Here is a 12,573-nt window from a genome sequence, read left to right as displayed (position 1 = left end):
TTTAAACCAAAGATAGTGTCCGGCTTTTATCTATCTACAATTTATGCATCTTTATTATCTGCTAATGCTGCTGTGATGATCGCCATAGAATAAACCTCATCTGCTGTACATCCTCTGGACAGATCGTTGATAGGAGAATTAAGTCCTAACAGGATCGGGCCATATGCTGAGAAGTTACCCATTCTCTGTGCAATCTTATAACCGATATTTCCTGCATTGATATCAGGGAAGATAAAGGTATTTGCATTTCCTGCAACCTCTGACTGTGGACATTTCTTCTTTGCAACTCTAGGTGATACGGCTGCATCGAACTGAATCTCACCTGAGATCGGAAGATCAGGGTTACGCTCCTTTGTCTTTCTTGCTGCATTTCTCATCTTATCCACATCTTCGCCCTTACCAGAGCCATAGGTTGAATAGCTTAAGAATGCAACCTTTGGATCTACACCGAAGATTCTTGCACAACGAACCGTCTCCTCTGCGATCTCAACCAGCTCATCTTCATTTGGCTTGATGTTGATACCACAGTCACCCATAGCGAACACTTCATTACCACCTGTTGCAAACGGACGTACCAGAATGAAGCAGGATGAAACCAGTGTGTTGCCCGGTCTTGTCTTGATCAGCTGTAAAGCAGGTCTTACTGTATCTGCAGTTGAATATGTAGCACCACCGAGAAGCGAATCTGCAATTCCCATCTTAACAAGCATCGTACCAAAGTAGTTGTTCTGATACAGGATCTCTCTTGCCTGCTCCGGTGTCACACCCTTGCTCTTTCTGAGTTCACAGAACATCTCAACCATCTCATCCATACGATCAAAATTCCTTGGATTAATGATCTCGGAACCTCTTATATTAAAACCGCTTTCCTCTGCAACTTCATAAATCTTATCAGGATCTCCTACAAGAATCGGATGCAGGAAGTTACTTGCAAGAAGTCTTGAAGATGCTTCCAGAATACGGGGATCAGTACCTTCAGTCAAAACAATTGTTTTTGGATTTTTCTTCAAAATATCGATCAATACACCGAAACCAAAATTTTTACGTTCTTCCACGATTATAGTCCTCCATTGATTATTTATACGAATCATATATCATGCATTACATACACGTTCCGTATATTTTCAGTATTAAAAGCTATACTTGCGCATAGCGAGTCATCTTACTTTTATTATAGTGATTTTTAACGAATAAACAAGGTTTTCCATCGAAATAATTGTACCTTTTTTTGAACAATTATAAAATTAGTTCTTGACAAATATATCATACCGGTGCAATATGAATACAATAAAACAAACCAATGAGCAAGAAGAGTAGCTTATGAACAACATGTCCAGAGAACTGCAGGTGGTGAGATTGCAGTGATGATTTCTTAAGTGAATGGACTTGCGAGGGCAAACCGAACGAGCGAATCTAGTAGGGGCGACGGAGACTTCCCGTTATAGAAAGTACATATATGTTAGTATATGGTTGAGTGCATCAGATTTTGATGAATATAGGTGGCACCGCAGGAGTGTTGTATTTGTATCTTGTCCTATAAGCGTTTTGCTTTTGGATGAGATTTTTTTATGCAATCTTCTGATGGTGCTTTTTCTTTTTATAAAAAGCAACTTAGGCAAAGCGCACCTCACCATACATCAACAATTTCAAACAACTTATTAAACTATTATTTATGAACGAGGTGAAACATATGATACGACCAACACTTAGCGAAGCAAAAGAATACGCCGAACAGGGATACCACATGGTTCCGGTCTGTTATGAGATGCTCTCCGATATCATCACTCCGATCAATCTGCTAAAGAAACTAAAAGCGGAAAATGAGCATTGCTACATTCTGGAAAGCGTGGAGAATCAAGAGCTCTGGGGAAGATACACTTTCCTTGGATACAGTCCAAAACTGGATATCATCTGTATGAACGGAACCCTGACATTAAAGGATGAGAACGGAGCAGTCATCAAAGAGACCTCCGGCATCCATCCGGAAATCTTCATCCGTGAGGTTTTAAAAGATTATAAGAGCCCTAAGATCGAAGGCTTCCCTACTTTCACCGGCGGACTGGTTGGATATTTCTCTTATGACTATCTGAAATACAGTGAAAAGAAGCTGGTGCTTGATGCAAAGGACGAGGAAGGATTTCAGGATGTCGACCTGATGTTATTTGACAAGGTGATCGCATTTGACAATGTAAGATCCAAGCTGATCCTGATCGCAAATGCCGGCACAGCAAATATCGAAGAAGGATATCAGAAAGCCTTACAGGATATCAAAGAAATGAAAGAACTCATTCTCCATGGCGCAGAAGCCGATATTCCTGCTCCTGTTCTTAAGACAGAATTCAAACCATTATTTGACAAAGAAGCCTACTGCCGGATGGTAGAAAAGGCAAAGCACTATATATATGAAGGAGATATTTTCCAGGTCGTGCTTTCCAACCGACTGGAAGCCGAAATGGAAGGAAGCCTGTTCGATACCTACCGGCTGCTCCGAAGCACAAACCCATCTCCTTACATGTTCTACTTTGACGGTGACACGATCGAGGTTGCCGGGGCTTCCCCTGAAACTCTGGTCAAGGTAGAGGATGGCGTTCTCCACACATTTCCTCTGGCAGGCACAAGACCAAGGGGAAAAACAAAGGTCGAAGATCTGGAACTGGAAAAGAGCCTGATGGCAGATGAAAAGGAACTTGCAGAACACAATATGTTAGTGGATCTCGGAAGAAATGATCTCGGAAAGGTCAGTCAGTTTGGAACGGTCGAAGTCGAACGATATATGTCCATCCAGCGTTATTCACACGTTATGCATATCGGCTCTACCGTACGCGGAACACTCCGTGAGGATCTGGATGCGATCTCCGCTGTCGATGCGGTTCTTCCGGCCGGAACCTTATCCGGTGCACCGAAGATCCGGGCATGTGAGATCATCAACGAGCTTGAAAATAACAAACGAGGTATTTACGGCGGCGCGATCGGTTATATCGATTTCTCAGGAAATCTGGATACCTGCATCGCGATCCGAATCGCATACCGCAAAGGAAATAAAGTATTTGTCCGTTCCGGTGCCGGCATTGTAGCCGACAGTGTACCGGCAAATGAATTCCAGGAATGCATCAACAAAGCAAAAGCCGTAACGGACGCATTGATTAATTCTCAGAAAATACGAGGTGACGAAGCATGATATTACTGATCGATAATTATGACAGCTTTTCCTACAATCTGTATCAGCTTGTAGGAAAGATCAATCCTGACATCAAGGTGATACGAAATGACGAATATACCTGTCAGGAGATTGAAGCAATGAATCCGGATAAGATCATCATTTCACCGGGTCCCGGAAGGCCTTCCGATGCAGGTATCTGTGAAGAAGCCATCTCCTATTTTGCCGGCAAGGTTCCGATCCTTGGTGTCTGTCTCGGACATCAGGCAATCTGTGAAACCTACGGTGCAACGATCACATACGCCAAAAAGCTGATGCATGGCAAAATGTCCGTTGCAAATGTCGACATCAACTGCAAACTGTTCAAGGGACTTCAGAAACGGATCGAGGTTGCCAGATATCATTCTCTTGCCGCTTCCGAAGAAAACTTCCCGGATGTTCTTACCGTTATTGCCCGAACCGACGATGATGAGATCATGGCAGTCAAACACAAGGATTATGAAATATATGGTGTCCAGTTCCATCCGGAATCGATTCTGACACCAAAAGGAACGATCATCTTACGAAACTTTTTAGAGGCATAACCAGACATTTGCAGGTTACAATACACTACTTAGATTAAACATTTTTGCCATTACCAACCAGGGAACGCTTCCGCTCATTTCCACTCTGTGTAACTTCGAACTAACCTCGGCTTAAGCCTCGCTAAGGTCTCAGTTACCCCTGCAGCGGTACTAAGATGCTGCTAATGCACCATCAAGTACCGACGGACTCAAATGTCCCTGTCTTGGTAAGTCAAAATGTTTAATCATAACAATTCTATACAGAACCTGCAAATGTCTTATTAAAAGATAATATCAAGGAGAATTTCAATATGATTACAGAAGCAATTGCTAAAATAGTTAAAGGCGAAAATTTAGATAAAGAAATGGCTGCGGCCGTTATGGATGAAATTATGAGTGGAGAAGCAACACAGGCACAGATTGGAAGCTTCTTAACAGCACTTCATATTAAAGGTGAAACGATCGATGAGATCACAGCATTTGCTGAGATCATGAGAAAACACTGTGGTGAATTTACACCGGATGTCGATGAGGAGATCGACATCGTAGGAACCGGTGGAGACTGCGCAGGAACCTTTAACATCTCAACTGTTTCCTCATTAGTAACAGCCGCAGGCGGTGGTAAGGTGGCAAAGCATGGCAACCGTGCAGCATCCAGCAAATGCGGAACAGCCGACTGCCTAGAAGCCCTTGGCGTCAACATCGCAGCAGACTGTAAAGTCAGCGAAGCCTGTCTGAAGGATCTTGGTACCTGCTTCTTATTTGCACAGAAATATCACACAGCAATGCGATTTGTCGGCGCTCCAAGAAAAGAGATCAAGATTCCTACAGTATTCAATATCTTAGGACCTCTTGCAAATCCGGCAAAAGCAAATCTACAGTTACTTGGTGTCTATGATGCCTCCCTCGTTGAACCGCTTGCAAAAGTACTCAGCAACCTCGGTGTAAAACGTGGTATGGTCGTTCATGGAAATGACGGTCTGGATGAGATCTCAGCGGTTACAACAACAACTGTATGTGAATTCAACGATGGCACATTTAACACCTATACCTTAGACCCAACCGCATACGGCTTCACCCTCTGTGACAAGTCTGAGCTGGTCGGTGGCACACCGGAAGAAAATGCACAGATCACAAAGGATATCTTATCCGGCAAGATCACAGATGGCAAACGTACAGCCGTTATCTTAAATGCCGGTGCAGCTTTGCATATCACAAACCGGATCTCACTTGAAGAAGGCTTCGCCCTTGCAGCCGATATTCTGGCAAATGGCAGCGGTCTGAAGAAGCTGGAAGACTTTATCGCAGCAACAAACGCATAATTATTGGTAAATGCAAAACACATAACCGGCTCGAAATCTTCAATCTCCGGGCCGCTATGGAGGAATATATATGATCTTAGATGAAATAGCAGCAAAAACAAAAGAACGGGTTACCGGATGCAAAGAACAGATTCCATTTGAAGAAATGAAGGCAAAAGCTCTTGCGATCGTAGAAAAGGAAACAGAGAACGGAACAAAACCTTATACCGTTTTTCCTTTCCGTGACAATCTGGCAAAGCCGGGAATCTCCTTTATCTGCGAAGTAAAAAAGGCTTCCCCTTCCAAAGGACTGATTGCACCGGATTTCCCATATATCGAGATTGCGAAAGAATATGAAGCCGCCGGTGCTTCCGCCATATCCGTGCTGACCGAACCTTTTTATTTTCAGGGAAGCAACGAATATCTGACAGCGATCCATGAATCAGTATCCACTCCGATCCTGCGGAAGGATTTCACCGTCGATCCTTATATGATCTATGAAGCAAAGGTGATCGGTGCCTCTGCGATCCTTCTGATCTGTGCGATCCTTACCGACGAGCAGCTCAAAAGCTATTACGAGCTTGCAACAAGCCTCGGGCTGTCCGTTCTGGTAGAAGCACATGACGAAAAAGAAGTCAGACGGGCGATCGCGATCGGCGCAGACATTATCGGTGTAAATAACCGCGATCTGAAGACCTTTACCGTTGACATTATGAACAGTGTAAGACTTCGGACATTGATCCCGGATTCGATAAATGGTAAACCGGTCGTCTATGTATCCGAAAGCGGCATCCGCACACCGGAGGACATCGACCGTTTAAAGGGAAATGGCACAGATGCAGTATTGATCGGAGAAACCTTTATGCGAAGCCCTGATAAGAAAGCCGCATTTGCATGGTTACGGGGGTGAAGATGTAGAATAGAACCTAATCCTGTTTCTGCAGGAACAACGGACTTTATTAGAAAGCACTGAAGATATTTTATAATATAGAAACAACACATACAGGAGGAAACATATATGTCAAAAGGACGTTTTGGAATCCATGGCGGACAGTACATACCGGAAACACTGATGAACGCCATGCTTGAGCTTGAAGAAGCATATAAGAAATACAAAGATGACCCGGAATTCAACCGGGAGCTGACAGAAATGTTAAATGAATACGCTGGCAGACCTAGCCGTCTGTACTATGCCAAGAGAATGACAGAGGATCTTGGCGGTGCAAAGATCTACCTGAAGCGTGAGGACTTGAACCACACCGGAGCACATAAGATCAACAATGTTATCGGTCAGATGCTCCTTGCAAAACGAATGGGTAAGACAAGAGTTATCGCCGAGACAGGAGCCGGTCAGCACGGTGTTGCAACTGCTACGGTTGCTGCCATGATGGGTATGGAATGTGAGATCTTCATGGGCAAGGAAGACACCATCCGTCAGGCTTTAAATGTCTATCGTATGAAATTATTAGGAGCAAAGGTTCACCCGGTAGAAACCGGTACCGGTACATTAAAGGATGCCGTTTCCGAAACCTTCCGTGAATGGACTTCCAGAATCGATGATACCCATTATGTTCTGGGTTCTGTTATGGGACCTTATCCTTTCCCTGAAATGGTTCGCGATTTTCAGGCTGTTATCAGCAAGGAGATCAAGGAACAGCTTATGGAGAAGGAAGGCAGACTGCCGGATGCCGTTCTCGCCTGTGTCGGCGGCGGTTCCAATGCGATCGGCGCATTCTATAACTTTATTCCGGATAAGAGCGTTCGCCTGATCGGATGTGAAGCGGCCGGACGTGGAATTGATACATTTGAGACAGCTGCAACGATCAACACCGGAAGACTTGGTATCTTCCATGGTATGAAATCCTACTTCTGTCAGGATGAATTCGGACAGATCGCACCGGTTTATTCTATTTCAGCAGGTCTTGACTATCCGGGAATCGGACCGGAACATGCATACCTGCATGACATCGGCAGAGCAGAATATGTCGCTGTTACAGATGATGAAGCTGTTGATGCATTTGAATATCTGTCCAAGATCGAGGGTGTTATCCCTGCGATCGAGAGTGCTCATGCAGTTGCCTATGCAATGAAGCTTGCACCACAGATGGACAAAGACCAGATCATGGTTATTAACATTTCAGGACGAGGCGATAAAGACGTTGCCGCCATCGCCAGATACAGAGGGGAGGATCTCTATGAGTAATATTAAAAATGCATTCAAAAACGGAAAGGCGTTCATCCCATTTGTTACATGTGGTGACCCTGATCTTGAAACAACAGAACAGATCGTATATGCCATGGTAGAAGCAGGTGCAGACCTGATCGAACTTGGTATCCCATTCTCAGATCCAACCGCAGAAGGCCCTGTTATCCAGGGTGCAAATATCCGCGCACTAGCAAACCATGTTACGACAAATGATGTATTTGACCTTGTAAGAAAGCTCCGTAAGACAGTTACCATCCCTATGGTATTTATGACTTATGCAAATGTTGTCTTCTCTTACGGCTCTGAAAAATTTATCGGCATTTGTAAGGAGATCGGCATTGACGGACTGATCCTGCCGGATATCCCTTACGAAGAAAAGGATGAGTTCGACGGCATCTGTAAGAAGTATGATCTGGATCTGGTATCCATGATCGCACCAACCTCCCATGACCGGATCAGCATGATCGCAAAAGAAGCAAATGGATTTATCTACTGTGTTTCTTCTCTCGGTGTTACCGGAACAAGAAGCAAGATCACGACCGATATCGGTGCTATGACCAAGCTGGTCAAAGCCGTAACGGATACTCCGTGTGCGATCGGCTTCGGAATCTCCACACCGGAGCAGGCAAAGGAAATGGCTGCTCATGCTGATGGTGTGATCGTCGGCTCTGCCATTGTCAAGCTCTGCGCCAAATATGGCAGGGACTGCGTGCCTTATATCAAAGACTATGTCGCAAACATGAAGGACGCTATCCGATAGAAGGACACCCATGTGAAACTATACAATCTATATAAAAGAACTGCCTTACTAAGACATTAGTGAGGATTTCGTAATGAGATGCATATACGAGCAAATGTGGGTGCCTGTCTGAGCCTGAAAGGCGAGTTGGCACAGGAACATTTGCGAATCACGTATATGCAGATCATAGAAACCACAGCGAGTCTAAGTAAGGCAGTTCTTTTATATAGTCACATGGTTTCACATGGGCTGATTTTTTCTCATCTCCTTAAAATCCTATATTGGTAGTCTTAATACTGCTGTATATCTGTATATGCCTGCCGATATTGTAACTATACACACAATCTATATATTTTCCTATTTCTTAGCCATTTTCTCACAAATATTTAATATTTAATCTGATTGACACTACCATACGTTAACTTTATAATTGTTACGGCGACAGAAGTCGACATAATAATGAAGTTAGTTGGGGTATCACATGGTTTTTTCCAGTTTGACATTTTTATATATATTTTTACCGGTTACACTGGTTATCTATTATATTGTCCCGAAGCAGTTACGGAACCTGTTCATCCTGATCAGCGGACTGTTCTTCTACGCATGGGGCGAACCAATCTATGTATTTGTACTGATCGCATCGACAATGATCGATTATTTTGCAGGTCTGGTCATTTATAAGGCAGGCGAACGTCAGGCACTTCGAAAGCTTGCACTGATCGTATCGATGGTCATGAATCTGTCCTTGCTTGGCTTTTTCAAATACAGCAATTTCATCATAGAAAATATTAATAACATATTCGGAACGCACTATGGTTCACCGACCTCTCTGCTTCCGATCGGTATCAGCTTCTTTACCTTCCAGTCCATGTCGTATACGATCGACCTGTACCGGAAGAACATCTCTGTTCAGAAGAATCCGATCACCTTTGCAGCCTTTGTCACGCTGTTCCCACAGATCGTAGCAGGTCCGATCGTTCGTTATGAAGATGTGGCTGCCGAGCTGAATGAACGTGTGATCAACATCGACCTGATCTGGGATGGTATTCTCCGCTTCGCGGTCGGTCTTGGCAAGAAGGTTCTGATCGCAAATAATATCGGTGTTGTCTGGACAAATGTCAAAGCTATGGACTTATCCGAGCTTCCGGTTGCAACCGCATGGCTTGGTATTGCCGCTTATACCTTACAGATCTATTTTGATTTTTCCGGGTATTCTGATATGGCGATCGGTCTGGGTAAGATGCTCGGTTTCCATTTCCCGGAAAACTTCAATTATCCGTATATGTCCAAGAGTATCAGTGAGTTCTGGCGCAGATGGCATATGACACTCTCCGGCTGGTTCAAGAGCTATGTCTATTTTCCTCTCGGAGGAAGCCGCAAAGGACTTGCCCGTACGATATTCAACACTGCAGTTGTCTGGTTCTTAACCGGTGTCTGGCATGGTGCAAGCTGGAACTTCATTCTGTGGGGTTCTCTGTACGGTGTTCTGATCATTATAGAAAAGCTGGTTACAACCGCACTGACAAAAGCAGGAAAACAGGATATCTTTACAAAGATTCCTTCTATTATAAAACGTATTTATGCGATCGTTCTCGTCATGCTTGGATGGGTACTCTTTGATACATCAACGATCGCACAGGCATTCTCCTATATGGGACGGATGTTCCGCTTTGGCAGTAACTTCTATGACAGTTATACCATATATATCCTTGTGAACTTCGGATTATTATTCATCATTGCGATCATCGGTTCTACGGATCTGCCAAAGAAGCTGGCTGTTAAGCTCGCAGACAAAGTTCCGGCTGTCGGCAATTACGGAAGCGTCATTTTGATGGCGATTCTGATGCTGCTTTCCACCGCCTACCTTGTCAATGCAAGCTATAACCCATTTTTGTATTTCAACTTTTAAAAAAAGAGCCATGCACCAGATGAGACTTTTCAAAGTCAACGTGAGCTTGCTCACAGGTAACTTTGAAAGGATCAGATGGTATACGGCGAATGCCGCAAACCGAGCCGCCAGGCGAGGTTGGCATGGCGTTTTGCAAACGCCTATTTATAGAATTTTGTGAGGTGAGCCCTTATGCATAAAAAAATCGGAATTATCATATTTGCATGTATCATCATCGCTCTTCCCATTTTGACACTTGTTAAGCTGCCAAAAGAGAAAGCGCCTTTTTCCGAAAATGAAAATCGTTATCTGTCGGAATTTCCAACCGTCAGTCTTTCCTCCATCAAGGACGAGACATTTATGAACGGTTTTGATTCCTGGTTCTCTGACCGGTTCTATGGCAGGGAACAGTGGATCTCAGCCATGAATGATTCTGAACGGTTGATGGGCAAAACAGAGATTTCAACAGTATATACAAAAGACGATCGGATGATGCAGGTACTTTCAGATTATGACGATATCGGTGCGGCATATGATGCTGATAAGATCCATACAAATCTTGCTGTCATTAACAGCTTCGCTTCAAAGCATCCGGAGGTTCCAACCTACTTCATGCTGTGTCCGACCTCTGTCGGTGTCTATGGAAATTCCCTGCTGCCTTCGGCTGTTAAGAATGTATCAGTTGATGAAAAAGACATGATCGAATCCTGTTATAACGAACTATCCAGTGTGACACCGATCAATATATATAATGCCTTAAAGGAACATGATAGCGAGTATATCTATTATCGTACTGACCACCACTGGACATCCCTTGGTGCTTACTATGCATATCAGTCTGCCGGAGCAGAACTTGGATATACTCCTTATGAATTGAAGGATTTTACAAAGGAAACCGCCAGCACAGAATTTCAGGGAACCCTGTTCTCAAAGACCTTAGATCAATCTGTTACAAAAGATGAGATTGATTTCTACACTCTGGCAGATAATAGTGCAACACCATCCATGACAACCTCGAATGGACTTGATAAAGAAGCTTCCTATGACTCCATTTTCTTCCGTGACTATCTGGACGTCAAAGACAAATACGCATCTTATACCGGACAGAATGTTGCAGTTGCAACGATCAGCCGTAACAAAGCATCCGATGCGGCAAATGATTCAAATATTTCGGATTCTGAAAACCGTTCCATTCTTGTGATCAAGGACAGCTATGCGAATTCAATGATACAGTTTCTGATCAATAACTACGATACCGTGACCATGATCGACCTGCGGTACACGAATCAATCGATCAGCAATCTGGTAAATGTCGAAGACTACGATCAGGTATTATTCTTATATAACTGCATTACTTTTTCCGATGAAAACGACCTTATAAAAGCAGGCTTATAAAAATAAAGGTACCTCAGGATGTCATACAATTATGTTAAACATTCTGAAGTACCTTTTACTTTATGAATAAAATATACAATCTGTTTCTAAATACCAAAGTTCTGAACGTAGTAATATTTATATCCACAATTATCACTGGATACTGCTACAAATACACCAACACCAATTTTACTGAATAGTGGCAATTTCATATTTGCATCATGTCCCGGTGAATTTTTCCAGGCTGTCATTGCTGCATCTGCAGAAGGATAGCCGGCTGCAATATTTTCGCCATTCATTTCTGATGAAGCAGTAAAACACTGAGTACCATCCGGTCTTGTATGTGAGAAGGAATAAGAGCACTCATATGCTCGTACTCTTGCAGAATTCATCAAGCTCTGTGATCTTGTCAATTCATTAAGACCATTTGCCTTTCTGTAAGCATTTAACTGACGGATGATCGCATTTTCTGCATCATAATCAAAATATCCATATACCTGCTTTGTACTGCCATTACTAAGCTTGATCGTATACCAGCCGGTTGCAGAATGTCCGGTTGTTTCTTTTACAGGTGTTCTGGAATCCGTAACAACTCCCTGTGAATTTACATAGATCTCTTTATCTGATGATATCCTATACCAACCGGATTTGGTAACACGTACACCATCGGAACCAAAATACAACAGATATTTACCAATGTATTTTGTTGTATTTCTCCACATTACATATTTGCCATTTTTGTATTCATAGCATTTCATGGACTCCACATAGTAGATTCTGGATGCCTTTCCGGTTGCATCAAAGTAATAGATCTTGCCATATGCCTGTGCCCACTTGCTTCTGAACTTATCCCAGCCTTTCTTTGTGCTGACATAACATTTCCATGCACCGTGATCCTTCTTCAACAGATAATCTACGGTATCGGAACCCTTTTCGCCGACCAGAACATGACGATTATCATTGATCTTATACCAGCTATGCTTCGTCTGACGGATACCATTTGCACTGAAATAATACACGTTCCCATTTGCCAGACGCAAAGTATCATTCTTCACATATTTCCATTTACCACCGGAATACCGCTTTGCCTTTTTGCTGGCACCATAGTAGATCGTGGTGACCTTGCCTTTTGCATTCGCATAATACTGGTTATGTGAGATTGTCACCCATACCTTTTTCTGCGCTTTCCATTTGCCATTCTTTTTCAGATAATAACGGAAGAACCCATTCTTCTTCACCAGTTTCTTCGTTACCTTGCCTGCCTTGCTGTAATATTCAAAACGGCCGGAACTCTTCTTTACCCAGCCTGAACTTGCAGCAAGTTCTGCACTTTCATCTGATCTGT

At 43.3% G+C, this 12,573-nt stretch carries 10 protein-coding genes and 1 other annotated feature; of the genes, 8 read left to right on the top strand and 2 right to left on the bottom strand.

All coding sequences use genetic code 11. From position 1 onward, the window contains the following. Window positions 1-41: 41 nt before the first annotated feature. The gene (gene pta / locus WKT03_RS01220; RefSeq protein WP_008401728.1) at window positions 42-1,091 is read right to left on the bottom strand and encodes a phosphate acetyltransferase; all 1,050 of its coding nucleotides are present in this window, start codon (window positions 1,089-1,091) and stop codon (window positions 42-44) included. Between the two features lie 200 nt (window positions 1,092-1,291). Next, window positions 1,292-1,540, top strand: a binding site (T-box leader). Between the two features lie 150 nt (window positions 1,541-1,690). Here pta and WKT03_RS01215 point away from each other — a divergent pair. From WKT03_RS01215 to WKT03_RS01180, 8 genes are all read left to right on the top strand, one after another. Next, window positions 1,691-3,178: an anthranilate synthase component I family protein gene (locus WKT03_RS01215; protein WP_117784598.1), complete on the top strand. Its 1,488-nt coding sequence runs from the start codon at window positions 1,691-1,693 to the stop codon at window positions 3,176-3,178. Then, the gene (locus WKT03_RS01210) at window positions 3,175-3,741 is read left to right on the top strand and encodes an anthranilate synthase component II (protein ID WP_008401724.1); all 567 of its coding nucleotides are present in this window, start codon (window positions 3,175-3,177) and stop codon (window positions 3,739-3,741) included. Before WKT03_RS01215 ends, WKT03_RS01210 begins: the two co-directional genes overlap by 4 nt. A gap of 290 nt (window positions 3,742-4,031) precedes the next feature. Continuing rightward, window positions 4,032-5,042, top strand: coding sequence for an anthranilate phosphoribosyltransferase (trpD, locus tag WKT03_RS01205; RefSeq protein WP_340390798.1), 1,011 nt, complete (start codon window positions 4,032-4,034; stop codon window positions 5,040-5,042). Between the two features lie 70 nt (window positions 5,043-5,112). Continuing rightward, the gene (gene trpC, locus WKT03_RS01200; RefSeq protein ID WP_340390797.1) at window positions 5,113-5,931 is read left to right on the top strand and encodes an indole-3-glycerol phosphate synthase TrpC; all 819 of its coding nucleotides are present in this window, start codon (window positions 5,113-5,115) and stop codon (window positions 5,929-5,931) included. A gap of 108 nt (window positions 5,932-6,039) precedes the next feature. Then, complete coding sequence (gene trpB / locus WKT03_RS01195; protein WP_021944302.1) at window positions 6,040-7,224, top strand: tryptophan synthase subunit beta; 1,185 nt, start codon at window positions 6,040-6,042, stop codon at window positions 7,222-7,224. Then, complete coding sequence (gene trpA, locus WKT03_RS01190; protein WP_340390796.1) at window positions 7,217-7,987, top strand: tryptophan synthase subunit alpha; 771 nt, start codon at window positions 7,217-7,219, stop codon at window positions 7,985-7,987. Before trpB ends, trpA begins: the two co-directional genes overlap by 8 nt. A gap of 460 nt (window positions 7,988-8,447) precedes the next feature. After that, on the top strand, window positions 8,448-9,875 hold the full coding sequence (locus WKT03_RS01185) for an MBOAT family O-acyltransferase (RefSeq protein ID WP_340390795.1): 1,428 nt from the start codon (window positions 8,448-8,450) through the stop codon (window positions 9,873-9,875). Between the two features lie 171 nt (window positions 9,876-10,046). After that, window positions 10,047-11,249, top strand: a complete 1,203-nt coding sequence (locus tag WKT03_RS01180; protein WP_117784592.1) for a DHHW family protein — start codon at window positions 10,047-10,049, stop codon at window positions 11,247-11,249. 86 nt (window positions 11,250-11,335) lie between these two features. Here the strand turns inward: WKT03_RS01180 and WKT03_RS01175 are convergent, their stop codons facing one another. Next, window positions 11,336-12,466 (bottom strand): CAP domain-containing protein, encoded by a 1,131-nt coding sequence (locus WKT03_RS01175; RefSeq protein WP_340390794.1) that lies wholly within the window; start codon window positions 12,464-12,466, stop codon window positions 11,336-11,338. Between the last annotated feature and the right edge of the window lie 107 nt (window positions 12,467-12,573).

Source organism: Coprococcus sp. HCN-4056, assembly GCF_037892645.1.
GTDB classification, from domain to species: Bacteria; Bacillota; Clostridia; order Lachnospirales; family Lachnospiraceae; genus Coprococcus; species Coprococcus ammoniilyticus.
This window is presented reverse-complemented; position numbering and strand designations above follow the sequence as displayed.

Bases quoted from the DNA above. Each gene is read 5' to 3' on its own strand.
- pta (WP_008401728.1), bottom strand. From the start codon at position 1,091: ATGATTCGTATAAATAATCAATGGAGGACTATAATCGTGGAAGAACGT.
- WKT03_RS01215 (WP_117784598.1), top strand. From the start codon at position 1,691: ATGATACGACCAACACTTAGCGAAGCAAAAGAATACGCCGAACAGGGA.
- WKT03_RS01210 (WP_008401724.1), top strand. From the start codon at position 3,175: ATGATATTACTGATCGATAATTATGACAGCTTTTCCTACAATCTGTAT.
- trpD (WP_340390798.1), top strand. From the start codon at position 4,032: ATGATTACAGAAGCAATTGCTAAAATAGTTAAAGGCGAAAATTTAGAT.
- trpC (WP_340390797.1), top strand. From the start codon at position 5,113: ATGATCTTAGATGAAATAGCAGCAAAAACAAAAGAACGGGTTACCGGA.
- trpB (WP_021944302.1), top strand. From the start codon at position 6,040: ATGTCAAAAGGACGTTTTGGAATCCATGGCGGACAGTACATACCGGAA.
- trpA (WP_340390796.1), top strand. From the start codon at position 7,217: ATGAGTAATATTAAAAATGCATTCAAAAACGGAAAGGCGTTCATCCCA.
- WKT03_RS01185 (WP_340390795.1), top strand. From the start codon at position 8,448: ATGGTTTTTTCCAGTTTGACATTTTTATATATATTTTTACCGGTTACA.
- WKT03_RS01180 (WP_117784592.1), top strand. From the start codon at position 10,047: ATGCATAAAAAAATCGGAATTATCATATTTGCATGTATCATCATCGCT.